The sequence below is a fragment of the Nostoc sp. 'Peltigera membranacea cyanobiont' 210A genome (assembly GCF_002246015.1).
GTDB lineage: Bacteria > Cyanobacteriota > Cyanobacteriia > Cyanobacteriales > Nostocaceae > Nostoc.
Genome location: NZ_NOLJ01000006.1, coordinates 401131 through 427133, shown reverse-complemented (window position 1 = coordinate 427133; position 26003 = coordinate 401131). Strand labels below are relative to the sequence as shown.

Below are 26003 nucleotides of genomic sequence, written 5' to 3'. Positions count from 1 at the left end.
TGGGAAGTTTTTGCGATCGCGTGGGCGTAAACCGTCGTAGACATCGCTGTTCAGAATTTGTATCCTGCTAATGTGCATCACTAAAATAGAGGCGAGACATTTATACGACGTAAATGAGTATCATTTTGTTCCAAAATGCTATTTTATTACTCATATCCACATATCTAAGCCATTGATATAGAGGCGAATAGGCTGACTGCGAACTCTTACTTCCATTCTAGATTGACTTGCTAGGAATTGGAAAATATTTTCGTTTTTTTAACGAATGATTTACTATCTGCTATATGGGTATTTAAAATTGTTGCTGACGCTGTTTAATCTCTGCGATCGGTAAGAGCAAAGTATTTTCTATTTGCTGTCGCACTTCACGGCTGACATAACAATCACTCTTTAGACAAGATATGAGTATTTTATGGGCATCGTAATATTGTTTAAATATTTCTTTTTGCTCGTCAGTAAAATGCCATTCGTGACCAATGTTTCGATATCTAATAAGTAAAAGTTTGAGTTTTTCAACCCAAGATTTTCCATTAGCTCTCCACAAGGGTTTAAATATTCCTTTATCCTTATCTGGATCTGGAATTTGTTGTTTAAACTTTCTTAGTGAGCGCTGTAATTCATAGTCTGATGTCGATGTAATAGCACGATTTAGGGCATATGATAGTTGAGATCCGATTTTAAATGTAGAAACAGTACTGGCAGTAGAGGCAAGTTTACGAGAATGATTAAGAGCAGAAATTAGAGCATTATCAACTTCAAACTCATCTGCATGAAGACTAAGATGACGAAGTGGTTCCTCAGTGCTGTCGAGATATTTTAACGCCAGCTTTTTAACAAAGCTCTTTATGAACCCATATTTTAGAGTAGAAGAGACATTTTCTATGTTAGATTCAGATTCAAAGCCTAGCTCACTTTCAGACTTAGTTAAGTAATTATTTAAGCTAAAATCAAAATAAAATTCAGAATCAAAATCTATATAAAACTCTCTAACAGTTAGTGTTGTAAAAGGAACGTTTACTGAAATAGATTTTTGATTTACCCAGTTTATAAAATATAGTAAATTTTCATATTTACTTAGAATTGCATCAATTTTCTCTTTGATCAACAGCAATAATCGATCTGCACTTGGTGACATCCCAACTGCTAGCAGGAATACTTCTTGCCAGCGCTTTTCAGTAATATGACTAACAAGATTTTGCAACGCTTCTTCTGATGATTGTCTCACAACCACAAATTCTCTAGCTGTGAAATACTCATGAAATGTGAGGTGAGAAAATGAGTAAATCCCCTTTGCCCTTGCTACAACTAGTCCATGATGATATTCAATTGAACGCAAAACTTGCTCACTGTCAACTTGCAATGCTTCTTCGTCAGTATTAGCACCGGGTAAATTGCGGATGTATTCTGTAATGTATTGCTCTGCTAATTTCTGTTTGAAGAAATAGTCACCGCGCTCAAAGGTGGTCAGAGCCATTTTGCTGAGTAAATCTTCTTTGCGTTGAACTGATAGCTTTTTGTAAATCTGATCGCGTTGAATTCCCCGTTTAGCATCCCATTTTTTCAATAATGCATCCAATCCTTCTTTATATAACTCAGAACGATTTGCAGGAAAATCCCCTGACTCTTCAAATGCTAAACAAAGCAAGGTCAGCAGAAGTGGACTTGCAGCAATTTGTTTGATGCGGTTATTTTCTTCAAGACGTTTGATAAAAGTCTCTGGTTTTACAGATTTATCTTTAAACCAGTTATTGGTAAAATTAAAAATTTGGTAATTGTCAAAATCAGCAACTTCTACCTCTGTGAACTTCTCAAAGGTATACTCCTTTGCTGCAATCCGGCAGGTCATGACAAACTGATTTTTTGGGAAACGATCAGAAAAGTCACGAATTTCCTTTAATACACGGTTACTATCCTCTTCTCTAACTTCATCCAACCCATCGAGTAAAACTAATGCTTTACCGTAAGTTATTACATCTTGGATAGAAGAGATAGGATTTATCGCCTCTTCAGTGATGTGTTGCAATAATCCAGGTTTATTTGCAGTTTCCGCAAAGTTTTTGAGGGTGACAAAAATAGGTACACGTTCAGCCTGAAACTCACCTGCAATACACTGAATCGCTAAATACTTCAGAAACGTCGTTTTACCTGCTCCTGGTTTACCCAAAATCATCAACTTGGAATATTTCTCAACCGCTTCCAGTCCTGGCACTCGTTTTGCAGTAATTCTGTTAAGTCCAAAGAGGTCAACATCCTGGCTGCTAAAGTGTTTTAAGAATTCATCAATTCCTAACCGCTGCTGTCCAGTGATTTTCTCTAATATATTGACGCTGGTGTAAATGTCATTCAACCCGATGGGTTGAGTCATATCTAGCACCCGCATTGTGCCGCAGCATTCTTGAATGAGGGGTTTTATCTTTTCGCGCACCTCTTGGACGATCGCATCAATATCAATGCTGTTATCTTGATTTACCTCTGGTTCACTGGCTGGTTCAGCCACTATTTCTTCCCACTCTAGGTCTAGCCTGTCGCAAATCTGGACAAAAAGATTGCGGTCAACAGGTTTACCTGTAAAGAATTTTCCGATCGGCTGGCGAGTTACTTCTAACTCTTGAGCTAATGCCTTTTGAGTCAAGGAATAACGAATTAAAGCTTTTTTTGCTTTTTGGATACCTTCTAGAGAACAGGAAAGCGATCGCCCGGACATAAGCTAACCACTACACTTTTGCTGATTCTAACTGCCAATTTGGCAATTCATCCTCATCGCATACACAACTCACTCATATCCTAAGCCTGTATTTAAGCCTACAACAACCACCCGCCTGTAAAGCTAGGGATGTACTGATTTGAATGATTTGGGAGTCGGTAAATGTTATCCAAGAAATTTCCTTCAAGAGACGAAGTGCTGGCTGTTGTAACACTGATTATGGTGATTGGTTCTCTCACTCTTGCAGTTATCGATGAAAAGAGTCGCCCTCCATTTCTAGATTTAACCAAATTTGCTGTCGGTACATATATTGGATTGTTGATACCTCGGTCTAGATCAAGCGATCGCGATGTCTAAGACGGGCTACGCCTACGCAACTAGCCAATGACAATCCTAAATAATTCGTAAGAGACAAGATCCCCGACAAGTTTTACGAAGTCAGGGATCTGTAACTTTCAATTCTCACAAATCAAATAGGAATGTTTTCTTCTCAGACAACAGAAAGAAATAACAAAAGCCTCCTGGAGAGTTTCATTTTTCTCCGAAGACAGTAAAACTTTTTCATGCAATAAGAAAAATTGACTGATAATATTGTAAATTTTTGTAAATTTGATGTCTTCAAGACTAGAAACCTGATATCTAGATAGCTAAACTAACAAACAGTGCATCTGTACTGTTATTTATTAAAAGTAGATGTGGCGCTATAGCCTGAATGATCCCAGTACAACTTATCCTCAAAAACTTCCTCAGTTACCGTGATGCAACTTTAGATTTTGGCGGTTTGCATACGGCTTGTATTTGTGGTTCCAATGGTGCGGGTAAATCCTCCCTTTTAGAAGCAATCACTTGGGCAATTTGGGGTGAAAGCCGTGCCACTGTTGAAGATGATGTCATCTATTCTGGTGCAAAAGAAGTTCGGGTTGATTTTACTTTCCAAAGTAACCAGCAAAAATATCGGGTGATTCGTACCCGAATTCGGGGAGGTACTAGCGTCCTTGAATTTCAAATAGAAATACCATCTGGGTTTCGCTCACTCACCGGCAAAGGGGTAAGAGCAACACAGGATTTGATTTTAGAACACATCAAGCTCGATTACGATACATTTATTAATTCTGCCTACTTACGTCAAGGTCGTGCAGATGAATTCATGCTCAAGCGTCCCACAGAACGCAAAGAAATTTTAGCGGAGTTATTAAAACTCAATCAGTATGATGATTTAGAAGAACGCGCTAAAGAATCTTCTCGTCAATTTAAAGCAAGGGCAGTAGAGTTAGAGCGTTCTTTGGAGTCGATAAAAATTCAGCTGCAACAACGCGAAATAACCCAAGCGCAAAGAGTGGAGTTAGAAGCCGAACTCAACCAACTGCAACAGGTGCAAGCATTTGACAATATTCAATTACAAAGTTTGCAAGTTGTCCAGCACCAGCGCCAAAATTGGGAACAACAACTTAATTTTATAAAGCAGCAATACCAAAATCTTACCCAAGATTGCGATCGCCTCCAACAAGAACAATCAGCTATTGGCTCTCAGCTATCAGATTTAGAAAAAATATTACGCCAAGAAGCTGAAATTAAAGCTGGATACGCCCAATATCAAAGTCTACAATCTCAAGAAGAAGCTTTTGCTGTCAAATTTGAAGAACACACCCGCGCCGGGCAGAATCGCCAACAAAAGCAACAACAGCTTACCAAACAAATTCACGAAATCGAACGGCAACTGCAACAAGCCCAAGCGCAGCTAGAAGCTTTGCAGCAACAAGAGAGAGACATTCAGCAAACTCTGACTAAATCAGGTGAAGTAGAAGCGGCTTTGTCACAACTAGCCGCAGCCCGTCACCATGTTGCTCGTTTAGATCAGCTGCAAATGCAAGTGACTCCCTTGTTGCAACAACGAGCAACTTTACAAAGCCAACTCGATCGCACTCATGCGGGTTTAGTAGCGCGACTCGAACAACTGCAAAGTACTGAGAACCAATTGCAACGCCAGCACCGCCGCCAACCGCAACTACAACAAGCGGTGATGGATGTGGCAATCCAGATTGAGGAACTGGAGAAAAAGCGCGTTTATCTGCAACGAGTGCAAGAAAAAGGGCAAGAAAGGCGGCATTTTATCGAACGTCTGCAAGCTCATCAACGGGATTATGAAAAACTGCTGGGAGAATTAGAGCAGAAATTGCAAATGCTCCAAAATCCTGAAGCACTTTGTCCATTATGTGAGCGTCCACTGGATGAACATCACTGGAGTCGGGTTGTGGAAAAAACCCAAAGCGAGTTAGAGGATACTCAAGGGCAGTTTTGGGTAGTGCGAGAACAAATGGCTGTATCTGATAGAGAAATTCAGGTACTTAGGCAGGAATATCGCGATATATCCCAACAATTGGCGGGCTATGATGGTTTACGCGAACAGCGGGGACAGTTGGCAGCCCAGTTAGAAGCGACAACTGATGTGCAACAACAGTTACAACAAATTGCTGCTGAAAAACAGCATTTAGAGCGATCGCTCCAAGCTGGTGATTACGCTCCCGATAAACAAGCCGAACTTCGACAGCTAGACCAATATCTGCAACAAGTTAATTATAATGAACAAGACCACGCCCTCGCCCGGAGTGAAGTTGAGCGGTGGCGATGGGCAGAAATTAAACAAGGGCAAATTAAAGATGCAACTAAGCGACAAGCGCAACTATTAGCCCGAAAACCAGAATTACAATCCCAAATTGCTCAATTACAAGCGAGAATCCAGCAGGATCAGATTGATTCTGAATGTGCTAAACAAATCGCGGCTCTTGAGCGTCACATTACTGAAATTGGCTACAGTTCCGAGCAGCACAACAATCTACGTATGGCTGCAAAGAAAGCTCAATCTTGGCATTTGCGGTATCAACAATTGCTGTCAGCCCAGCAGCAGTATCCGCAACTCCAGACGAGATTGCAAGAGTTAGAGGAGTCTAGAAGCGCCAGAGTAACGGAGCGGCAAAAACTCGGCGGACAAATCGAAAGTATTATCCAGCAATTACAAGCAACAGCTAACCCCTCTGCCCAAATTCAAGCTTTAGAGCAGCAGTTAGCAATCCGCAGACGGCAACTCGATGAGCAAATTACAAAGTTGGGGCGTTTGGAACAGCTGGCGCATCAACTGGAAACGCTACAAATTCAGTATGACCAACAACAACAGCAATTACAATCTTGCAAGCAGGAATATCGGGTTTATCAGGAATTAGCGCAAGCTTTTGGTAAAAATGGTATCCAAGCACTGATGATTGAGAATGTGTTACCACAACTAGAAGCCGAGACAAATCAACTACTTTCGCGGTTGAGTGGAAATCAGTTTCATGTACAATTTATTACTCAAAAAGCTGGACGCAGTGCTAAATCAACCAAGAAAAATGCCAAGCTAATAGACACCTTAGATATTTTAATCGCCGATTCTAGAGGAACACGAGCTTATGAAACTTACTCAGGTGGGGAAGCCTTTAGAATTAACTTTGCCATCCGTTTGGCTTTGGCGAAATTATTAGCGCAACGGGCGGGGGCGGCGTTGCAATTGCTGATTGTGGATGAAGGTTTTGGTACACAAGATGCCGAAGGATGCGATCGCTTGATTGCCGCGATTAATGCGATCTCCTCCGATTTTGCCTGCATCCTCACCGTTACCCACATGCCCCACCTCAAAGAAGCCTTCCAAGCCCGGATTGAAGTCAATAAAACTCAAGAAGGTTCACAGTTGAGCTTGTCAATTTAATCAAATCTTCCCAGTCCCCAGTCCCCAATCCCCAATCCCTAATTCAATTGTATTTTACCCGTGCATCAAGACCTAATGAGCGGAGCTTTTTCGTTAGCGTTTCTGCTTGGGCGCGATCGCTAAATGCTCCAGCATTCACATAGTCCCCTAAATTGGATTGCTCCGCGACAGCGTTGGGTATATATTGTTGCACTTTGCTCAGAGTATCATTATTAGAAATTGGAATTATTACTCTGTAAGGATTATTAGCAACTAATGTGTTGCCATTGGTAACAGGTACTACATAGTCATTGGCAGGAGGTAAGGCATAGCGATTAGTGTCAGCTAATACATAATCATTATTTTGAGTATAATTGCCCCCAGTTGAACCATTTAACCCCAATGCTTCCCAAGTTTGCCAATCTACATTTCCAGTAGAGTTAATTCGAGAATGTTGCTGGAATGCAATCACAGATTGTCTGGTGTAATCGTTGAAAAGTCCATCAGGGTTAGTATTAGAGAAACCCAATTGTCCCAAACGCTCTTGAACTAATCTGACATTTTCTCCGCGATCGCCTACAGTTAGATAATTTCTACCTGGTTGTTGAGTACCACCTGTAGAGACTCTACGCACTGAGTCCAAAACTTGGGCATTAGCAATGCCATCAATAGGTAGTCCATTATTTCGCTGGAATGCAATTACAGCTTCTCTAGTCATTGGGCCAACATTCCCAGTGGCATCAGCATTTAAATAACCTAGCTGCCGCAAACGCACTTGGAGTTCTCTGACTTGTTGAGTGGAAAGACTCGATCTTCCTGGAGTCGGAGAGGAACCCATTAGTGCGTTCCAAGTTTGTCGATTCACAATCCCGTTAGCAGTTATGCGATAACTTCGCTGGAATGCAATTACAGCATCTTTAGTAATTCGTCCAAAATTCCCAGTAGGATTGGTATTAAAGTAGCCTAACTGCCGTAGACGCTGTTGTAATCTTGTGACGGCTGCACCAGTTTTACCTTGAGAAAGAGTAGGATATTGACCAACTGGCGATCGCGACGATGCGCCACCAATATTTCTATTAGAATTTCTACTTTGACACGCTCGTTGCAAGGCTCGTTGAGTACTAATACCCACAATTCCATCAGATGATATTCTATTGGCTTGCTGGAATTTGATCACAGCATTTTGAGTCAAGCTAGCAAACTTACCTGTGACTGGGCCGTTAAAATAGCCTAACTTTTTTAAACATCTCTGGCTACTGCTAACTTCAGGCCCATTACTTCCTATTTTCTGAAGTGCTAAAGCTTGCCCAGCAATACTCATAAGCCCCGTAATCAGAGCCACAGACAAAAGACGCATTGCAGCACCAGTCGATAACTTTTTCCAATTTAAAAATTTAAAATTAACTACGATAGGAACAACCTTGATGCTTTCGGATGCCTCGTAGACTGAGGCAAGCTTGATTAAATGGCTAGCTACCCCTGTTTTCACTTGCTTTTTTTGAGTTAACGGCTATAAAAAAGTATACTCCTTACTATGTGTAATAATTACTTTTCGTATGATTCTTTACAAGTAAGTGTCCTGGGGAGCGGGGAGTAAGAATTTTAGATTTTAGATTTTGGATTTTAGATTGGAATTCAATCCAAAATTGTCAATCCAAAATCCAAAATTGAATTGCCCCATGCCCTATACCTATTGTTCATCAACTTTTTCAGTATTACCTGCTTTCACCCAACCTTCTTGTTCGCTACCTTCCAAACGGATCTTTTGCCAAGCTTTATCCTCGCTTTCTGACAAAATAATAATTTTTTGATTAAACGCAACTCCACCAATCTTTTCAGCTTCTTGATTTGGTTGCGATCGCAAACTCAAGCCTTCAGCCCAACTAACACGCCCTTGGTAAGCTCCTGCTGGTAATGGTTTGGATGATGGGGTAGGCTTTGGTGATTCTGTAGGAGTAGAGGTTGAGCTTGGAGACGATTGAGTAGATGTCCCAGGTGTAAGAGTGGGCTTACCTCCTCCAGGCTCAGTTTTTTTAGGAGCTTGGGCTTTCACCGAAGGACTATCATTGGAATAAATGGGTTTGGCAGGGGCTATGCCAGTACGATTCATAAAATAGAGTGCAATTGCAGCACCGCCACCTATCAGCACAGCGATCGCTAAGAAAAACCCCAGTAGAAACTTTGTTAAGCCAGAAAACATAATTAAAACCTGATTATCAAGAGTCAAGGGTGAAGGTGAGCCAGTCGTGCGTATTTTCCCCATTGAGGAGAGTGCTGTTTAACTGGCTCTCAAGGGTTATACCATTTTAGATTTTAGATTTTAGATTTTGGATTGTGAAACATCCATTGGATAATTGTTTCAGTTTCCATCTGTCGCAATCATTTTTCAAATTGGTATTACAAGTAGAGAAACAAGTAACCCATCAGTATAAGAATCAATAGTCGATAATAATTCATCATTAACTATTGACTTTTGACTAACTGATTATTGTAACCATGCTGAATAGACAGATGGTGAAATTAAATATGCGTTATCTAGAACCCTTGTAGAGACATAGGAGTACTATGTCTCTACATTTATTTTGGGTTCACGTAGTGCGCCGGAGGCGTTCGCTCAAAGGACTGTGTTTAGATGCTAAACGCGCTCTCCCAGCAGCAGCCCATTCTTGGAGTTGCTGAATTTGCTCTACGGCAGTTCTTGCTAAGGGTATGATCTGACTAGCTGCTTCTAAAATGTCCTCGGTAGCAAAGTCGCGGTTTTGGCTAAATCCAATATGCATCGCTTCAATTAAAGTTTGCTCAATTTCGGCCCCAGAAAAATCAGGCGTCTCATAAGCTAGCCTATCGATGTCATAACTTTTCAAGTTATGGGGGCGCAGTCGGGATAAATGAACATCATAAATTGCTTTTCTCTCTTCTTGAGTGGGCAAACCCACAAAGAAAATTTCATCAAATCGCCCCTTGCGGAGCATTTCCGGCGGTAAAGCTTGGATGTCGTTGGCGGTGGCGACGACAAACACAGGTGAGCTTTTTTCGGCTAGCCAGTTAATAAAAGTGCCAAAAACACGGCTGGCTGTTCCGGCATCGCCTTTGCTACCAAGTCCAGCAAAGGCTTTATCTATTTCATCAATCCACAAAATACAGGGAGCGAGGGCTTCAGCTACTTGGATCATTTGGCGAGTCCGAGATTCTGATTCACCCACCAAACCACCAAATAACCTTCCCACATCCAAACGTAGCAGGGGTAAATGCCAGTGGTGAGCGATCGCTTTTGCCGTTAACGATTTACCAGTTCCCTGAATACCCACCAACATTAAACCACGGGGGTGCGGTAATCCGTACTGTCGCGCCTTATCAGTAAATGAGCCTCCCCGACGAATCAGCCAGTCTTTCAAGTTATCTAGTCCGCCAATATCAGAAATTTGCTCAGTGGCGGGGTAGAAGTCCAGGATTTGGGTTTGGCGGATAGTTTGGCGCTTTTCTTCCAAAACCAGATCCACGTCTTCTGGTTGCAATTCTCCGTGGGTTGCGATCGCTTTTGCCAAAACCCGGCGAATTCGTTCCATCGAAAGCCCTTGACAAGAGCGCACCAAGTCATCTAAAACTTTGCCAGAAAGGGAGTTACCAGTACTTTGGAGTAAGCGTTCCACCTCAGTTTTAATTTCTGGGGCGGCTGGTAAGGGAAACTCGACGACTGTCAGCACTTCGGTTAAGTCGTCAGGGATGGCGATGCGTGGTGACAGTAGGACAATATTTTTTGGTTGTGACTTGAGAAGTCTCGACAGGTTGCGGAGTTTGCGCGCGATCGCTACATCTTCTAAAAAGCGATGATAATCTCGGAGAATTAATACTGCTGGTGCGGAAGCTGGTAATTTTTCGATAAATTCTAAAGCTTGCAACGGGTTACGCCGCCCAAACCCAACATCATTGGGGTTTCCTTGGTAGCCATCGACAAAATCCCAAGTATACACTGGGCGATTACCCTGGTTGGTTGCTTCTTCCCGAATAGCTGCTTCTACCCGCTCCTCTTCGTATGTGGGAATATAAATTAAAGGGTAGCGGGCACGTAGCAGCAGTTTAAACTCTTCACGGAAGTTCATAAGTAGCTGTGGTTATTAGTTATTCTCTCATTGTTCAGCAAAATATTAGGCGAATAGAATTCACTGCTATACAAACAAAGTCCACCTCCGTGGACTAACGAAAAATCAAGATTTTTATAATACACTTAGACATAAACATTTCTGAATTACCTTTTTCGTTCATATCTCGGCTCAATGCCTATTTGCATCAGGTATTTGAGTTTTGATTAAGGCATAATTATGGGGAAAGTGAATCTAGTATCGCTGTCTATGAATCTTTAAAGAGTCACAAGTTTGAATAGGCTGTCTCTTCATGTTCTGGTTGAACAGGCATCCGAGGGGCATTTTATCGCGTCAGGGCGACCATTAGAAGAAAGTGAATCAAATAAACAAGTAACTTTCGATGCCAATTCTGCTAGTGGAAAAGGCATGATCTATGTGTGCAGGAAAATACACGCAAGAGGTTGGTAGAAATGCCTGTAACCTTTGCACAGCAGTTTTATTGGACTGGTATAGCTTATAAAAACAACAACAGCGATCGCTTTTGATTGTCCCCGTACAGCCGAAAATGACTGTAACTCTTACACAGTAGGGTTATTGGACTACTTTATCCCTAATTAATGGCTGCTTTACTTTTGTGCAGATTTTCGCCAATGCCTGACACCTCTGAAGGCTATACCCAGCAATAGTTACAGCTTGCATTAGATATACTATTTTACCTATAAAAGAATGCAAGAATAACTGCACAGGATGGATATGAGCCGAGCAGGAGCTTACCTAATACTCATACCTAAGTTCATACCGCAATGCCTTTTCTTAGTTCAGTGGACTCACTATACCTGTGACAAAATTTTAGTCAGTATAACAGTGGTAACACTTTTAACAATATATGCCAGACACCACTTTAGAGTTAGCCCACGCAGGGGATATCAACGCGATCGCTGCACTCATTGAAGAAAAAATAGGAACAAAAGTTAACCCTCGTATGCAGTGGGGGATTATCTTAATACTAGAAACCCCATTTAACAATGTTGATAATTTCACAAAAAAAATCCAAGTATTTGAAATTATCAAACTACTTGAAGATATCCATTGCAAAATACCCTCGGTAAAAATATCTGGAAATAAATTTCAGAAAACTCTTACTCTAAGCGAGGGCAAATACAAAGATGAAACATTTGTAAGACGCGCTCTTTTGTTCTCTCCAATTTATCTTATTGCAATAGGATTATATATTGCATACGTGCCAAAAGTTGTACCAACAGAACGTGTTAGTCCTAGCCAAAGCGCAGCCCCTAGCCAAAGTGCTGTTACTGAGCAAAGAACTTTCTTGGGACGCAGTGAGAATGGTTACGAACTATGGGCAGATAAGTCTTGTGTGTATGTCAAGGGGATTAGAGAGAGTGACTTTGCACGATTAAACACCACGATGGACGGCTACAAACAGGCGGTTAAACAACAAACTGGTTTTAGTTGTGTGTTGTTTGAATGAGCTAGGGGTTGCGGCAGAACTTGCTTTACTAACTGCGACCCGCAGGGCGATCGGATGCATCCGGGGTTGGGTCAAGATGAGTTTGTTCAATTGGGTCGGGTTGGCTTTCTTGAAGAGTTTCTACATCTAGTTCTTTTGTAGACGTTGATATTGTTTCATCTTGAGTCGCTTCAATGAGGTCGAATTCAGGAGTTTGTGTCGGGAGCCATTTTGTTTCTATTGGTTCGCCTTGAATTGCTCTAGACGTTAAACGATACCCGATTGTTGCTTGTATAATTCTCTCGCGTAATGTCTGTATTGAATCTCTTTTGCTGTTTGGGATGTCAATATACTTGGCTAAACTTTGCAAATCTTTTCTGGCGGGACACAAATCAGTTAGAATCCGAAATCCTTCCTCACGAGTGCCTAAGTTCTGTAGTGTTTCAGCTACTTGTTCTGGTGACGGCTTCGCTATATCTACGCCTTGTTCTATTTTTAACGGTTCACTTTTTAATTCCAATCCTTCGGTTGAAGATATCTCTGTTTCAATTGAAGATGCCTCTAGTTCATCTACAGAATTGGTATTTTCTTCAGTTGAACTTACCTCTTTTGATACGGTGGTTTTAATCTGAGTATTCAATTGCTTACTGCTTTTATATTTGAGGACTATCTTAACCGTAACTATTCCTTCTACAATGTCATTAATTTCTTGCTCTGTTAAGGATTGAACCTCTTTTAACAGCACAATTATGAAACTTATTATTTTTGGGAAATACTGGTATTTGTTCATGATAAAATCACAAATTAATTTTCTTTATAAATTCATTAGTAAATTCTTCAATACCTTGTATTACTTCCTTCTCTGTCTTATTTGCACCTATTTTTAAAACTACAGGATAACCAGCTTCAGGGGCATTACCAAAAATAGTTTTATTCTCTTTAATGTATGGTGTAAAAGTAGCAAATCCCAATTCTTTAGTTTGATTAATATATTGCCTTTGGGCAGCAATTGGCTCTCCTCCATGAGTTTGAACCATAGTAAAAAGTACGCCTAATATTTGAGGGTTTATTTCTTTATGAACAATACCATCATCTGATTTGATAAAATCATTGAAGTCTTTCACAAGCTGTTTGACATGGCGCAGGAGGTAATCTATACCAAGTGTAGATAAATAATCTGGTTTAGCAGGTATTAGGATATAATCACTTGCAACAATTGAGTTTTTTGTCACAATATTAAAGTTCGGGGGACAGTCTATAAGAACAATGTCATATAAATTATTTGATTCTAATTCTTTTAATCCATTCGCTAACCATTTATGATTTTTTAAAAAGCTTTTTTTAATCTGTCCAATATTGCCTCCTCCTAGTTTTGAAGCAAGGTCTACATCTACATTTATAAGTCCAAGGTCTGATGATATTAGCGAAAGCCTACCTTTACCTTCTAATAATTTGTTCACAGTTTCAGGGTCAAAGGTCAAGTCAATTAAAGGTGTCGGGGTATTTCCATCTATAATGTTATCAAACCACTTTTTTAATGTTTTGGAGTTAGGAAAGCTTTTGTTCCAAATGTCAGGTTGGATAAATGAAAAGGTTAAGTTAGTTTGAGGATCTACATCTATTAGTAAGACATTATATCCCCGAAAAGCAAGATCCCCTGCTAGGTTTGCTGTTACGGTGGTTTTTCCAACGCCACCTTTGTAATTCATTACTGATACAACTTTCATCTACTTTTCCTTATTTGAATTTTCTATTTCTTTTAACAACATCATTGCCAAATCCATCGAACTATTTTGTTAACAGGCACATCGCACCCCAATAGTTGATTTCGCCTACGGCACTACTTACTTGATACTTGCAGTATGCCCACTATGAGAGAAAAACTAACAAAATTATTACAGCACCACCTAACTTGACTCCGATAACCCTTTTACCTCTTGGTAACGAGTAAGGAGCCACCTGCATTAATTGGGCAAATTATACCTGCAAGTGGTCAACGCGCTGCAAGCATAAGCAGGTTTAATCAGCCAACGCTATCATGCGGGTTGTAGCGATCGCAATTGATAAGTTGGAATTGATGAAGTGTGATCGCCATCGCGTCGCCAACGGAGTTACAATACTTTGCGTTAGTAGTTCACATTTTTCAGGATAATCTCTGGTCACAGCGACTTGGGGACGTTGCAGCGTTATCTGGAGGTCACGCCAGAGCAGAAACGAAAAGCTGTTTCTGTGATTGGGTTTTAGATTTAATAAGGTAGGATGTATATACTCAAGTAAGGAATCCTTACATTTGATAGCAAAGGCTAGGAGGCAAGTCATGCTCGCCAAGTTAACTTCTAAAAATCAACTAACGCTGCCTAAAAGTATTACTCGTGAAATCGGTGAGGCTGAGTATTTTGAGGTAAAGGTGGAGGGGGGGCAAATTATTCTGACTCCTGTAAAAATTCAGCGGGCTGATGCAGTTCGATCTAAGCTGGCGGATTTAGGACTGAGTGAGCAGGATGTGGCTGATGCAGTGGCTTGGGCGCGTCAATCGTAATGGTTTGTCCACGGGTGGTCATTGATACTAGTATCATCATCTCGGCGCTGATATTTGGGGGCAGAGTATCTAGGCTTCGTTTGGCATGGCAGGACGCTCTCTTCACTCCCGTGGTTTCTAAAGCGACAACAACTGAGTTAATCCGAGTGCTGGCTTATCCAAAGTTTAAGCTCACGCCAACTGAGCAAGAAGATTTACTATCGGATTACATACTCTTTTGTGAAGCTGTAGCGATGCCCGGCCGCTTGCCTGTAATTCCTGAATGTCGTGATCCGTTTGATGTGCCTTTTTTACTTTTGGCTGTGGTCAGTGAGGCTGATTATCTGGTGACGGGCGATCGCGATTTACTCAGTCTAAAAGATAATTTTTCTTGCCCGATTATCACGGCTGAAGATTTTCTAAATGTTATTGATGGTCAGTCACCCTAATTTTTCCGGTGATGCCTTGTAAAAGTGGTATTTGTTGCCATAAGTTTTCACACTGCTTACAGAAGTCATCTACATCACAGAATATTTGTGTAATGTCGAGCCGAGATACAATTTACAAGCCTCATATATTTACCACCCATGCTATCTCTGTCGAGTTAATATTCTCAAAAGCGATGCCTACGACGGTAAACTACGCACGGGCGGGAAATCACAGAATTTGAGCCATCACTAATAAGCTATTAGCCCGGAAGTTGCTTTTTGAGTGCTTCCAGAGAAGCCCAACGGTTATCAACTGGAGTTTCAGGACTATCAGAACTATCAACAGTACTACTTACAGGAATACCTGGACAATTCCTACTGCACAGTTGCCGTTGTGGTACTGCCAACCACATCTGCTCATACAGCCATTCGTTGGGATAAAAATAACCATCAGGCGGTAAGCTTTCCAGTAACTCTTCCATAACCACTTCCCTTTCTAAGGGCAAGTCATTTGCCTGATTTGCCGTTTCGTCTAACCAGATGATTTCTTTCGTATCAAGCCCTAAACGTCGATTGTATTGCTGCAAGCAGCGGTTGCAGGTACAAGTAATAATTGTTTCTGCCTGACTAGATACTTGCAAGTAATTACCATGATGCTGCACGCGCACGTGCCCGCGAACTGGTGTCAAAGTTTCCAGACCAGGCAGAAATTCATTAACCTGAACTTCCTCTGTCCGCTCCGGGGCTTGAGTTAGCTGCGGAATATAAATTGCGTCCATAGGATTCGTGAGACATCCTCACTAAAATTTATCTCGATTACCAGCAATTATACTGATACTGAATCTTTATTTTATCCCTTAAGAACAAGAGAAATTTTGAAATTATATATGGTTATGAGTTTTCAATTAACTCCTAACTCTAACAATTTTAGATTTTGAATTTTGGATTTTGGATTGAATAAAAAATCTAAAATCTAAAATCTAAAATCCAAAATTGAACGACTCCTAACTCCCAACTCCTTCCAACGAGGCTGGACAGACAACCAGATGACGATGTGGTTCTTTACCGCGACTGAAGGTTTCTAAATCTCCAAATTCTTTCAAGAAGGTATGAACTTGACGCCGTTCAGCAGAACTAAGAGATTTGATTTCTACTTCTCTACCAGAAAAGCGCACTTCATCGGCTGCTGCTTCTGCTAATGCACGAATTTCGGCTTCTCTTTTGACCCGGTAGCCATTTAACTCAATGGTGTAAGAGGCTTGTTCTTCTGTGGGTTGGCTAAGGTTTAGAACCGAATTTGCTAGATACTGAATCGCATCTAACACAGAACCATCAGCACCAATTAACACCTGAATTTGTTCTGATGTCAAATTGGTTTGGTCAATAGTCAACCAGTAGTTATCTGGTTCTGGAGAATCGCCGTCTTGAGATTGGGCAGTTTCTAAATGACCCTGAATCTCAGCAGGTATTCCAGTGAGTTCCAGCAGGGTTTTTAACCACTGCTGACCTCGCTGCATCGGAATGTCGCTCATGATCCCCCTGTTGCCTTTTTCTTAGGACTTTTTGGTTCAAACGGTAATGCTTTTTGCTCTGTAACTGCTGCTTCTTTCTCCTGGGTTTCTACGATTTTTTGCAGTTCTTCTGGTAGAGGTTCGCGGGAGAGAAGATAAGTTTGGGCGGTTTGGAAAATATTACCAATCACCATATACATCAGCACTCCAGCTGGTAGGGGGAAGAACAAGAACATCCCAGAAAAGATGACGGGGGTGATTTTGTTAACTGTATCCTGCTGTGGATTGCCACCGCTGGAATTTTGCCCGGAAAGCATTTGGCTAACATAAAGGCTGATTCCAAAGAAGACGATCATGGCGACGATATCCCAGTGGATTGTGCCATCTGCATCTTGTGCGCCAACCCTGCCTAAAGCATCAATGAATAGAAAGCCTTTTTCTGCTGCTAGTCCAGGAATTGTTCCTTGAATGGTGACATCTCCTGGTTGCAAGGCTTCTACATTGCCCTCAGCATCAATTTTTATCCTATCTTCACCCTTGGTAATTTTCCAATCAGGAATCAGCTTGTTTTCTGGGTGTTCTGCTAAGAGTACCTGAAATGGCTTACCGTCAACAGTTTGATACTGTATCTTGGTTTGTTCTCCCACCGCTAATTTATTTCCGCTGGGAATAATGGCAGCTACTTTAACGTGTTCCCCATCTGCAACATAAATATTTTGCGGAGCAGTGGCAAAGGCTTGCGGTTGAATTTGTTCGATTTGTTCTGCGGGAAGAATTTGCAGGTTAACGCTGTAGTTTGCACCGGCAAAAGGCGAACCTCGCAAAGTGGCAAACAGCGCTAACAAAACTGGCATTTGCACTAATAACGGAAAACAGCCGGCCAAGGGGTTGCCAAATTCTTTTTGGACATTGACCATTTCCTCTTGCTGCTTTTGCGGTTCATCCTTATAGCGCTCTTTGATTTCTGCCATCCGCTTCTGCATCAGAGGTTGTACAATTCGCATTTTCCGCATATTGCGAATTGAGCCAGCACTCAGGGGATAGAGCGCGAAGCGGACTATCAGGGTCAAAGCAACGATCGCTAATCCGTAGCTAGGCACAATACCATAGAAGAAATCTATGATTGGCAGCATCACGTTGTTCGAGAGAAAGCCGATACCAAAATCCATTATTCTGAATTCAACCTGAGGTACTGTAAACTGAATCTAATTTATCTAAATCATGATTTGTCGGCGACTATCTTTCGCTACGGATAGCCGCACATTTAAATTGGGGAAGGTGGGGCCCTTCTGGGGATAAGGGGTAATGGGGATTGGGCATTGATTCTTCCATCTCCCTAATCTGCCCCTACTATCATCACTTGTTGGCAGTGGCGATATATTCGGGATTTTTGGCGGCAATTCTTTCGTTGATGTAGTCATAGACTTCCCGAAAATTGGGAATTGCACGCAATTCAAGACGACTGCCGTTTTTTAGGGTGATCGCCATATCTCCCCAAAAGCCAATGCCACGGGGAACTTTGACGATTTTGACAATTTCTGAGTAAATTACGTCACTGCGATCGCGTCCCTGCCAACCTCCAATCACAGTAATTCGACGATCGGTGATGCGGAAACGCAGCCACAATGCCCTGACAATTGCTCCGACTGCTAATGGTAGCCCGACAATGGTTAGCCCAATCAGCAGGTTGACAATTAAATCCCCAATATGGGGGCCACCTTCATAATAAACATCTTCACGAATTCCCATCGAACACCTCAGCTTGTGCCAACAACTGCTCTAATTCTTGCAGAAATTGTGGGCTTACGCACTTAGATTCTGCTGCTGTAGGTTTGACAATGAAGACTAGCCGCCATCCTGGTGATAATTTTGGCAGCAGGTTATATAAAGCAGCAGTAATTTGCCGTTTAATTCGGTTGCGAACCACTGCCCTTTTGCTGACTTTTGTGCTAATCGAAATGCCAATCCGCGTGCTAGCAAGGAGCTTTAAGTCAGTTGCTTGTGTAGTCTGAGTGGCAGTGTCCAAAGAAGGTTTTTTTGAACATAAGGGCTTTAAGGCTCTCAATGTTAAATAAGAGCCATGACGCCGAATTCCTTCTCGGAAAACTGCCTGGAAATCCTTTCGGGATTTTAGCCGATTTGTTTTGGGCAAAGCCACAGATGCTCTTTTAGCTTAAATATGCCCTAAACGGCTAGACGGTGACGTCCCTTTCTTCTTCTGGCGCTAATCACGTTTCTACCGTCTGGCGTCCGCATCCTGGCGCGAAAACCAGAGGTTCTTTTTCTCTTACGGCTAGTGCCGCCCAGTGTTCTTTTCATACTGTTCTCCTCTTAGGTGATTTTTATAAAAACTCACAATCTCTAATTGTATCACTTTGTTAGGGAATTGGGAATCGCCGATTGGTTATATCCCCACTCCCTACTCCCGATTCTTAATTAATGCTCAAAATCCATGTTCCCATGTAGCGCAGTAGTGGCACATCGCCAGGGGAGAGTACTTGACAGTTAAAATAGTAAACTCCGCCGAAGGATGGGTTTTTCACGTTAGATAACACTACCTCGACTGCGCTACCTGCTGGTACTGGCTCTTGAGGAAAAATATTAATCAGTTTACCTTCTTTGTCCCACTTCACCTCAGAAAGCGGCACTGCTTTGCCTTTGACTCGAACTTCAATTTTTTTCTGGTCAAAAGTTCCTTTGTAATAATCAGGGTAGTTAATGGCAAATTGACCAACTGCCAATTTCATTCTTTTGGCTGGAATCCTTAATATGTATCGATCCCAACCATTAGCTTGTCCACCAAAATCTAAGCGGAAGGGTAGCTGATTTTCTTGTTTGACGCCGCTAAACAGCGTAAATCCAGGTAAGCTTTGCGCCCAACTCAAGGCTGGTAATCCAGTAACCAAAAAGCTAGTCACGGCTAAAGCAGAAAGTAAACGTCGCATAATTGGGCTTCCTCTACCAAAATATAAATCTGTTATCTAAAAATGACTGTGTGTTAGTATTCTTTACTAAACTTTACTACTGGCTTCCTGACAATGGACGTTTAATTTCCAAAAAAAGTGCCATTATATCTGAATTTTAGGCAACAGTAAAATTACTTAGTGTTAAAAAAACGGATATTGAATTTACTTCATTACCCTTACATAGCCCTGATTTGATTACTAAGTTGGTCAAATTTGAACTAGATATAAACACAGTTGGGGGTTGGATTGTGTTTCCAAATATGTATAAGTGTATCTAAATTTGAGAATTTTGTTATAAAAATTGATCCATGTCATCAGCGATCGCCAGTTAAGTTGGGCTAAATTGATTAAAATAAGTTGGATTGGAATCGAAGTCGTAATCATTAAAATTTGATTGGGAAATTATCAAGCTTTCAAAATTCGGTCAATATTACTCTATAAGAAAGGAATACCAAAATTTTTCAATCCCGAAAACAAGCTAAAGATAAAGATGCAAAATTTGGGAATCAATTTAGGATGTGCAATACGTAACCCTGTTTGCAACTATCTGAAAATATGACATCTGCGAGGGGCAAAGTGAGGCTTTGCCTGGAGAGCTAAGAGTGGGAGAGGAAAGATTCAAGGTTCAATCTACAAGTAAAATTCATGGGTGATGTTCCTGTCTAAGTACTATGAGTGCGGGACACGCCTCATCTAGACAATCGCTTACTTGGCAGAGATTAAGTATTTATCTTCAGGAGATTTCATGAGAATAGCAGTTGCTAAAGAAATTGAAGTTTGTGAACGTCGTGTGGCATTAATTCCTGACACCGTTGCCCGATTGGTAAAACAAGGTTTGGAAGTGTGGGTAGAAGCAGGTGCAGGAGAGCGATCTTTTTTTAGCGATCCTGACTATGAAGCAGCAGGAGCCACAATCATCAGCGATACTGCCAAATTATGGGGCGAAACAGATATTCTGTTGAAAGTCAGTCCACCGCAAGAACGAGAAGATGGACGCTCAGAAGTTGATTTGTTAAAGGAAGGGGCTGTATTAGTCAGTTTCCTCAATCCTTTGGGAAATCCTGTTGTAGCCCAGCAACTAGCAAATCGGAAAGTCACAGCCTTGAGTATGGAAATGATCCCCCGTACTACCAGGGCGCAAAGTATGGATGCTTTGTCTTCGCAAGCTTCATTAGCAGGTTACAAAGCAGTATTAATTGCGGCAGCTGCATTACCGAAATATTTCCCGATGTTAACCACAGCCGCAGGTACGATCGCTCCAGCGAAAGTATTTATTATGGGCGCTGGTGTAGCCGGATTGCAAGCGATCGCTACCGCCAGACGTTTGGGAGCAGTAGTAGAAGCCTTTGATATCCGTCCCGCCGTCAAAGAAGAAGTGCAAAGCTTAGGGGCAAAATTCGTTGAAGTCAAATTAGACGAAGAAACCGTCGCTGCTGGCGGTTACGCCAAGGAAATTTCTGAGGCTAGCAAACAACGTACCCAAGAAGTTGTCGCCGAACACGTTAAGAATTCTGATGTAGTGATTACTACTGCTCAAGTACCTGGGAGACAAGCACCACGGCTAGTTACAGAAGAAATGGTGGCACAAATGAAACCAGGTTCAGTAATTGTGGATTTGGCTGCTGATCAGGGTGGTAACTGCGCCTGTACAGAACCCGGTAAAGATATTGTCTGGAACGGTGTAACAATTATCGGCCCGATCAATCTCCCATCATCGATGCCAATTCACGCCAGCCAATTGTATGCCAAGAACGTTACATCGTTGATGCAACTGCTAATTAAAGACAAAGCTTTGCAGGTGGACTTTAGCGACGACATCGTTGATGCAGCTTGCGTTACCCACGCTGGTGAAATTCGCAATCAGCGAGTGCGGGATGCGCTACAAGCCTTGAGCGGAGTTGGAGCAGGCTAGTAGCCCAAATTAACATAAGGAGTTTTGATTTCATGACAGAGGCATTACTTGCTGCTTTGTTTGTATTTGTTTTGGCATCTTTTATCGGCTTTGAAGTTATCAACAAAATCCCACCGACTCTACACACGCCCTTAATGTCAGGCTCAAACGCGATTTCTGGGATTGCGGTACTTGGAGCAATAGTTGCTGCTGGTGCGAGAGATACGAGTGTGTCAGTAATTCTCGGTTTGATTGCTGTGGTATTGGCAACAATCAACGTTGTGGGTGGTTTTTTAGTCACAGACAGAATGTTGCAAATGTTCAAGAAGAAGGAGATTAAGGCGTGAGCGACTTTTTACCAACTGGCATTCAGCTGACGTACTTAGTCGCTGCATCGTTATTCATTCTGGGCTTGAAAAAGCTGGGATCGCCTGCTACAGCGAGAAACGGTAATATTGTAGCGGCTGTGGGGATGCTACTGGCAATTGTGGCGACAATGCTCGATCAACACGTGTTGAACTACGAGATGATATTGTTGGGCTTGGCGATTGGATCGGGAATTGGTGCGATCGTTGCCTACAAAGTCCAAATGACCGAAATGCCCCAAATGGTGGGTTTACTCAACGGTTTGGGCGGTGCGGCTTCGGCATTAGTAGCTGTTGCCGAATTCTGGCGGTTATTAGATAGTTCTCAGCCGATACCCCTAGATGTCAACATTTCCATCCTATTGGACGTGTTAATCGGTGGTATTACCTTCACGGGTAGTTTTTTAGCCTTTGCCAAATTGCAAGGTTTAATTAGCGGTTCCCCGATTACATTTCCTTTCCAGCAACCATTTAACCTTTTGCTTCTGGGTGCTTATATAGTAGGTAGTGCCTATTTAATCATCACACCAGATAGCTTACCCATATTCTTGGGAGTGGTTGGCGTTTCATTGCTGCTGGGCGTGATGTTCGTCCTCCCCATTGGTGGCGGCGATATGCCAGTGGTAATCTCGCTGTTGAACTCGTTGTCAGGTGTGGCGGCTGCTGCTGCTGGGTTCGTGGTGATGAACAATATGTTAATCATCGCTGGGGCTTTGGTGGGAGCATCTGGCTTAATCCTCACCGAAATTATGTGTAAGGCGATGAACCGCTCCTTATTTAGTGTGCTGTTCAGCGCTTTTGGTACAGGATCTAGTTCTGGTGGTGCTGCTGCTAGTGGTGGTGCAACCGATCAAACCGTCCGCAGTATCGATCCCGAAGAAGGGGCGATGATGTTGGGTTATGCCCGTTCTGTGGTAATTGTACCTGGTTATGGTATGGCAGTTGCCCAAGCGCAACATAGCGTCCGGGAATTGTCAGATCAGTTAGAAAAAATGGGCGTTGATGTCAAGTATGCCATTCACCCTGTTGCTGGGAGAATGCCGGGCCACATGAATGTGTTGCTGGCGGAGGCAAATGTGCCTTATACGCAGTTGTATGACATGGATGATATTAATCCCCAGTTCGATCAAGCGGATGTGGCTTTAGTAATTGGGGCAAATGATGTGGTAAATCCGGCGGCGCGGAGTGATACAAGTAGCCCGATTTATGGTATGCCGATTTTGGAAGTAGATCGGGCGAAGCAGACGATTGTGATTAAGCGCGGGATGAGTACGGGTTTTGCCGGTGTAGATAATGAGTTGTTCTACAAGGATAAAACTACAATGCTTTTTGGCAGTGCTAAGGATATGGTGTCGAAGTTGGTTTCTGAGGTTAAGCAACTTTAAGAGAAACGAACCGCAAAGGGCGCAAAGGGCGCGAAGTAAAGAAAGAATTAGAGAGTTGGCTTGCCTTGGGGGTGTGATGCTTCTGGGGCAAGTTTTTTTGCTAGCGGATTAACTTGCTTGATGCATTGAAAACAATTTCAATGCTTTATATACGCTGCCACACTCTAATTGTACGATCCTTGCTACCACTAACAAGAGTTTGACCATCAGGACTAAAAGCTATTGATTTAACTTCTTTGGTATGTCCAGAAAGCTCCAAAATTACTGTTTTACTTTTTAACTCCCAAATTCTGATTTTATAGTCATCACCTCCACTAGCGATTATTTGACCATCTGGGCTAAAAGCTACTGCATTTACTGGAGAAGAGTGCTGTCCAATTGTGCAATCTTCTTTTTTCGTCTTTACATTCCAAAGTTTAATACTATGATCATCACTGCCACTAGCCAGTATTTGACCATTAGGACTAAAAGCCAGTGAATTAATAGGTACTGAAAGTTTACCAGCTTTGATACTGCAACTTTCTTGTCTCTTTCCTAAGTCCCAAAACTTAATAACTCCGTGTCCATCACCACTAGCAAGAGTTTTACCATCTGGGCTAATCGCTATACATAGAACTTCACTATCATGCCCACTAAGACTACCAAGTTCTAATTGTTCTTCTTTAATATCCCATAGCTTAATAGTCTTATCCCCACCACCACTAGCAACTATTTTACTATCAGGAGTAAAAGCTATAGCCTTAACTCTATGGAATCCAGTCCATAAATGTTCACCAATGAGTGTCTCTTGCTTACTTTTTATATCCCACAATTTAACGAAATTGCAATCAGTCCCTTCAATCATAGCACTAGCAATAAATTGCCCAGTTTGATTGATAGCCATTGGTGCAAGATAACCACCAAATATGATTTTTCCTCCTGAGAAACAATGAATTTTTCGCCGATTACTAAAATTCCATATATCAATTTTTTGATCATAGCGAATAGCTAGCAAATTATCATCAGAAATAAAAGCACATGAACTAATTTCACCAGCAAAAATATCACTAGATATAAACTCCCATGAATTAGTTTTTTTTATTGATGATTTTTCTGATTTTTGTAATTGCTTGCCGCCAAAATTATATGGCTTTAGTATATATTTTAAACACACATCTGAAGTATTATCGATTTGTAAACTTAAATGCTCTGAGGAGAAGGCAGAGGCAGGTGTTGTGCAATCCCAAAATTCGTAGTAAAACTTTACCAGATGTTTATGAACTTTTTCGATATTGTCCTGTGTAACTATAATATCTGGCATTAATTCTCTTAAAACAATGCCCTCTATTAAATAAATTTCTCTGCCAAATGTATCTTTCAAAACGCCATTACCAGGAATACCTGTATCTTCCGCAGTTGCTTCAATAACCCGAAAAACTATAGTAAAATCTCCAACCTTAGAGTCATATATTTCGCGGTACACAACAGAACCGTTTTCAGTTAAATCACCCTCTGCTGCTTTAGCAAGTATGCTAGATGCGCCAGCTTGACACATGAAATTGGGAGCTACAACCGTCCTGTAGTCAAGGTATTGATTACGGCTTACTAAGAACCCCCAAGCCTGAATACTTTTCATGGCAACATAATATCCGATTCTGGAAATGTGTAGTCGAGTTTATTTCTAATAGATAAGAAGCAATTAATTACGTGCTTTAATGCTGTTTCTTCATCGGCAACTACCTTGAGTGATGCTGCCTGTTCACGACGAAGCTCATCAGTTCTTCTAACTGCTGCTTCTTGTTTCTTCTGTGCTGGTTCTTCAGCATACTCAATCAATTTTTGTAGGATATCTTCAGCAAATTGATACTTTTTAGGTAAAATTTGCTGCACAATTTTCAGACCACTACCAAAAGCTTGACCTAATCTCTCCCAAAAACTCAAGTTTGGTTTAACTTCAATTGGTGTACTAAGTTCTTCTAGCCTCTTTCTCATGAGTTCCTCTAGCTTGCTTTGTATCACATCTGGCAAAATACAAGCTAAAGGTACTTCTACATGAAATGGTTGCGGTAACTCCCCAGTTTTTGCCATACTGCCATCTGGTTGCAATTTAGCAAAACCTATACCTACTGCACTTACTGGAATTAAGCGCACTGGTGTACCCGCTTTATTACGCAGTTTGACTAGATTTCTAAATTCCTCAATTTGTAGCAAGCGATCGCGTATTTGTTCTAATGTAAAGTTTCCTTGTACAACATCCCACTTACTAATAACAAAGTGAATTGGTTTGTTACTATTCTGCATTAGATGAAGCATATTGGGTAAATCGTTTATAGCCCAAAGTTTTCCTAGCTTTTCATTACGCATTAATGCAGAAAGTCTCTGACCGTCTAACAATCCCAGCATAGTTTCAGCTTCTTTAAGCTTGCTCTCAAATGCAGCGTCTTCTTCTTCCATTTCATCTGTTAGCCTGCCACCAGCATAATCCAAATAGGCAAATTTACAAGCTGAGTAAATTGGCAGGTTTTCTGTCTGAACACGACAAGTGAAAGTCCATTCTGATATTTCGCTATATGTTGTCCCTTTTGGCCATTTCTCATCAACAGCAATTTGTGTATAGATGTTGTTCAGTCGCTTTCTTTTTTCTGCTCCATCAACTTCTAAAAAGAAGCCATGCTCTCCCTGCGTGGATAGGTTCTTATACATACTTGCCAAAAAAACTGTCTTGCCAGATCCAGATGGGCCTAGCATAATTACTGTGTAAGTATTCAAGACTAAGCTGTTCCATATTTAAATTGCATAAGCTGGGCGGGAAAGATGCCCACCCCACAAGAGTTATGTTTAATTTGATTATGCAAATTAGATGTTTTTTAGCTTATCTCCAGTTAGATAAGTGCTTTTTATTGATTGACAAAATAATCTTGAAGCTTTACCTAGTAGCTAAATAAAGATATTATTGTCAGCCATGAACCATTTTGGGTTAGATAAGGA

General features: G+C 41.5%; 23 protein-coding genes and 1 pseudogene. 8 read left to right on the top strand and 16 right to left on the bottom strand.

All coding sequences use genetic code 11. The features are described from left to right. Window positions 1–292: 292 nt before the first annotated feature. Window positions 293–2704, bottom strand: a complete 2412-nt coding sequence (locus CDG76_RS21085) for an NACHT domain-containing protein (RefSeq protein ID WP_094350889.1) — start codon at window positions 2702–2704, stop codon at window positions 293–295. 162 nt (window positions 2705–2866) lie between these two features. Here CDG76_RS21085 and CDG76_RS21080 point away from each other — a divergent pair, with 162 nt between their 5' ends. Next, window positions 2867–3061, top strand: a complete 195-nt coding sequence (locus CDG76_RS21080; RefSeq protein WP_094350888.1) for a hypothetical protein — start codon at window positions 2867–2869, stop codon at window positions 3059–3061. A gap of 355 nt (window positions 3062–3416) precedes the next feature. Continuing rightward, on the top strand, window positions 3417–6443 hold the full coding sequence (gene sbcC / locus CDG76_RS21075; protein ID WP_094350887.1) for an exonuclease subunit SbcC: 3027 nt from the start codon (window positions 3417–3419) through the stop codon (window positions 6441–6443). 43 nt (window positions 6444–6486) lie between these two features. Here the strand turns inward: sbcC and CDG76_RS21070 are convergent, their stop codons facing one another. From CDG76_RS21070 to CDG76_RS21060, 3 genes are all read right to left on the bottom strand, one after another. Beyond that, window positions 6487–7911, bottom strand: coding sequence for a peptidoglycan-binding protein (locus CDG76_RS21070; RefSeq protein ID WP_190240918.1), 1425 nt, complete (start codon window positions 7909–7911; stop codon window positions 6487–6489). Between the two features lie 201 nt (window positions 7912–8112). Next, entirely contained in the window at window positions 8113–8622 is a 510-nt protein-coding gene (locus CDG76_RS21065; RefSeq protein WP_094351071.1) for an SH3 domain-containing protein, read from the bottom strand. Between the two features lie 388 nt (window positions 8623–9010). Continuing rightward, on the bottom strand, window positions 9011–10522 hold the full coding sequence (locus CDG76_RS21060; protein ID WP_094350886.1) for an AAA family ATPase: 1512 nt from the start codon (window positions 10520–10522) through the stop codon (window positions 9011–9013). Between the two features lie 868 nt (window positions 10523–11390). Here CDG76_RS21060 and CDG76_RS21055 point away from each other — a divergent pair. Continuing rightward, on the top strand, window positions 11391–11993 hold the full coding sequence (locus CDG76_RS21055) for a hypothetical protein (RefSeq protein WP_094350885.1): 603 nt from the start codon (window positions 11391–11393) through the stop codon (window positions 11991–11993). 28 nt (window positions 11994–12021) lie between these two features. Here the strand turns inward: CDG76_RS21055 and CDG76_RS21050 are convergent, their stop codons facing one another. Together CDG76_RS21050 and CDG76_RS21045 are read right to left on the bottom strand one after the other, a co-directional pair. Further along, window positions 12022–12717: a hypothetical protein gene (locus CDG76_RS21050; protein WP_143854133.1), complete on the bottom strand. Its 696-nt coding sequence runs from the start codon at window positions 12715–12717 to the stop codon at window positions 12022–12024. 52 nt (window positions 12718–12769) lie between these two features. Beyond that, window positions 12770–13699, bottom strand: coding sequence for a ParA family protein (locus CDG76_RS21045; RefSeq protein WP_094350883.1), 930 nt, complete (start codon window positions 13697–13699; stop codon window positions 12770–12772). A 590-nt stretch (window positions 13700–14289) separates the two neighbouring features. Here CDG76_RS21045 and CDG76_RS21035 point away from each other — a divergent pair. Both CDG76_RS21035 and CDG76_RS21030 read left to right on the top strand, forming a co-directional pair. Then, window positions 14290–14511, top strand: coding sequence for an AbrB/MazE/SpoVT family DNA-binding domain-containing protein (locus CDG76_RS21035; RefSeq protein ID WP_029637898.1), 222 nt, complete (start codon window positions 14290–14292; stop codon window positions 14509–14511). After that, window positions 14511–14939: a putative toxin-antitoxin system toxin component, PIN family gene (locus CDG76_RS21030; RefSeq protein ID WP_094350882.1), complete on the top strand. Its 429-nt coding sequence runs from the start codon at window positions 14511–14513 to the stop codon at window positions 14937–14939. The genes CDG76_RS21035 and CDG76_RS21030 overlap by 1 nt, the downstream gene beginning before the upstream one ends. Here CDG76_RS21030 and CDG76_RS39670 read toward each other — a convergent pair. From CDG76_RS39670 to CDG76_RS20995, 8 genes and pseudogenes are all read right to left on the bottom strand, one after another. After that, window positions 14929–15051, bottom strand: a pseudogene (locus tag CDG76_RS39670) (IS982 family transposase); the annotation flags it as partial. The gene CDG76_RS21030 and the pseudogene CDG76_RS39670 overlap by 11 nt on opposite strands. 127 nt (window positions 15052–15178) lie before the next feature. Next, on the bottom strand, window positions 15179–15697 hold the full coding sequence (locus CDG76_RS21025; protein WP_094350881.1) for a YceD family protein: 519 nt from the start codon (window positions 15695–15697) through the stop codon (window positions 15179–15181). A gap of 225 nt (window positions 15698–15922) precedes the next feature. Further along, a complete protein-coding gene (locus CDG76_RS21020; protein ID WP_190240917.1) occupies window positions 15923–16450 on the bottom strand; it encodes a Jag family protein in 528 nt (175 codons plus the stop codon). After that, complete coding sequence (gene yidC, locus CDG76_RS21015; protein WP_094350879.1) at window positions 16447–17598, bottom strand: membrane protein insertase YidC; 1152 nt, start codon at window positions 17596–17598, stop codon at window positions 16447–16449. Before yidC ends, CDG76_RS21020 begins: the two co-directional genes overlap by 4 nt. A gap of 187 nt (window positions 17599–17785) precedes the next feature. Next, on the bottom strand, window positions 17786–18178 hold the full coding sequence (locus CDG76_RS21010; protein ID WP_094350878.1) for a PH domain-containing protein: 393 nt from the start codon (window positions 18176–18178) through the stop codon (window positions 17786–17788). Further along, a complete protein-coding gene (gene rnpA / locus CDG76_RS21005; RefSeq protein WP_094350877.1) occupies window positions 18165–18587 on the bottom strand; it encodes a ribonuclease P protein component in 423 nt (140 codons plus the stop codon). The genes CDG76_RS21010 and rnpA overlap by 14 nt, the downstream gene beginning before the upstream one ends. A 26-nt stretch (window positions 18588–18613) precedes the next feature. Next, window positions 18614–18748: a 50S ribosomal protein L34 gene (gene rpmH / locus CDG76_RS21000; protein ID WP_094350876.1), complete on the bottom strand. Its 135-nt coding sequence runs from the start codon at window positions 18746–18748 to the stop codon at window positions 18614–18616. A 113-nt stretch (window positions 18749–18861) separates the two neighbouring features. Then, window positions 18862–19374 (bottom strand): DUF2808 domain-containing protein, encoded by a 513-nt coding sequence (locus CDG76_RS20995; RefSeq protein WP_094350875.1) that lies wholly within the window; start codon window positions 19372–19374, stop codon window positions 18862–18864. Between the two features lie 766 nt (window positions 19375–20140). Here CDG76_RS20995 and CDG76_RS20990 point away from each other — a divergent pair. The 3 genes from CDG76_RS20990 to CDG76_RS20980 are packed head-to-tail and all read left to right on the top strand — an operon-like array spanning window position 20141 to window position 23036. After that, entirely contained in the window at window positions 20141–21307 is a 1167-nt protein-coding gene (locus CDG76_RS20990) for a Re/Si-specific NAD(P)(+) transhydrogenase subunit alpha (protein ID WP_094350874.1), read from the top strand. A 32-nt stretch (window positions 21308–21339) separates the two neighbouring features. Further along, a complete protein-coding gene (locus tag CDG76_RS20985) occupies window positions 21340–21633 on the top strand; it encodes an NAD(P) transhydrogenase subunit alpha (protein WP_012408294.1) in 294 nt (97 codons plus the stop codon). Beyond that, a complete protein-coding gene (locus CDG76_RS20980) occupies window positions 21630–23036 on the top strand; it encodes an NAD(P)(+) transhydrogenase (Re/Si-specific) subunit beta (protein ID WP_094350873.1) in 1407 nt (468 codons plus the stop codon). Before CDG76_RS20985 ends, CDG76_RS20980 begins: the two co-directional genes overlap by 4 nt. Window positions 23037–23181: 145 nt before the next feature. On the opposite strand, the gene CDG76_RS20975 is transcribed toward CDG76_RS20980, so the two are convergent. Together CDG76_RS20975 and CDG76_RS20970 are read right to left on the bottom strand one after the other, a co-directional pair. Beyond that, entirely contained in the window at window positions 23182–24651 is a 1470-nt protein-coding gene (locus CDG76_RS20975) for a WD40 repeat domain-containing protein (RefSeq protein WP_094350872.1), read from the bottom strand. Beyond that, on the bottom strand, window positions 24648–25784 hold the full coding sequence (locus CDG76_RS20970) for a hypothetical protein (protein WP_223265315.1): 1137 nt from the start codon (window positions 25782–25784) through the stop codon (window positions 24648–24650). Before CDG76_RS20970 ends, CDG76_RS20975 begins: the two co-directional genes overlap by 4 nt. Window positions 25785–26003 lie beyond the last annotated feature (219 nt).

What these genes read in the sequence shown, in the direction of transcription:
- CDG76_RS21085 (WP_094350889.1), bottom strand. Translation starts at nt 2,704, where the DNA reads ATGTCCGGGCGATCGCTTTCCTGTTCTCTAGAAGGTATCCAAAAAGCA.
- CDG76_RS21080 (WP_094350888.1), top strand. Translation starts at nt 2,867, where the DNA reads ATGTTATCCAAGAAATTTCCTTCAAGAGACGAAGTGCTGGCTGTTGTA.
- sbcC (WP_094350887.1), top strand. Translation starts at nt 3,417, where the DNA reads ATGATCCCAGTACAACTTATCCTCAAAAACTTCCTCAGTTACCGTGAT.
- CDG76_RS21065 (WP_094351071.1), bottom strand. Translation starts at nt 8,622, where the DNA reads ATGTTTTCTGGCTTAACAAAGTTTCTACTGGGGTTTTTCTTAGCGATC.
- CDG76_RS21060 (WP_094350886.1), bottom strand. Translation starts at nt 10,522, where the DNA reads ATGAACTTCCGTGAAGAGTTTAAACTGCTGCTACGTGCCCGCTACCCT.
- CDG76_RS21055 (WP_094350885.1), top strand. Translation starts at nt 11,391, where the DNA reads ATGCCAGACACCACTTTAGAGTTAGCCCACGCAGGGGATATCAACGCG.
- CDG76_RS21045 (WP_094350883.1), bottom strand. Translation starts at nt 13,699, where the DNA reads ATGAAAGTTGTATCAGTAATGAATTACAAAGGTGGCGTTGGAAAAACC.
- CDG76_RS21035 (WP_029637898.1), top strand. Translation starts at nt 14,290, where the DNA reads ATGCTCGCCAAGTTAACTTCTAAAAATCAACTAACGCTGCCTAAAAGT.
- CDG76_RS21030 (WP_094350882.1), top strand. Translation starts at nt 14,511, where the DNA reads ATGGTTTGTCCACGGGTGGTCATTGATACTAGTATCATCATCTCGGCG.
- CDG76_RS21025 (WP_094350881.1), bottom strand. Translation starts at nt 15,697, where the DNA reads ATGGACGCAATTTATATTCCGCAGCTAACTCAAGCCCCGGAGCGGACA.
- CDG76_RS21020 (WP_190240917.1), bottom strand. Translation starts at nt 16,450, where the DNA reads ATGAGCGACATTCCGATGCAGCGAGGTCAGCAGTGGTTAAAAACCCTG.
- yidC (WP_094350879.1), bottom strand. Translation starts at nt 17,598, where the DNA reads ATGGATTTTGGTATCGGCTTTCTCTCGAACAACGTGATGCTGCCAATC.
- CDG76_RS21010 (WP_094350878.1), bottom strand. Translation starts at nt 18,178, where the DNA reads ATGGGAATTCGTGAAGATGTTTATTATGAAGGTGGCCCCCATATTGGG.
- rpmH (WP_094350876.1), bottom strand. Translation starts at nt 18,748, where the DNA reads ATGAAAAGAACACTGGGCGGCACTAGCCGTAAGAGAAAAAGAACCTCT.
- CDG76_RS20995 (WP_094350875.1), bottom strand. Translation starts at nt 19,374, where the DNA reads ATGCGACGTTTACTTTCTGCTTTAGCCGTGACTAGCTTTTTGGTTACT.
- CDG76_RS20990 (WP_094350874.1), top strand. Translation starts at nt 20,141, where the DNA reads ATGAGAATAGCAGTTGCTAAAGAAATTGAAGTTTGTGAACGTCGTGTG.
- CDG76_RS20985 (WP_012408294.1), top strand. Translation starts at nt 21,340, where the DNA reads ATGACAGAGGCATTACTTGCTGCTTTGTTTGTATTTGTTTTGGCATCT.
- CDG76_RS20975 (WP_094350872.1), bottom strand. Translation starts at nt 24,651, where the DNA reads ATGAAAAGTATTCAGGCTTGGGGGTTCTTAGTAAGCCGTAATCAATAC.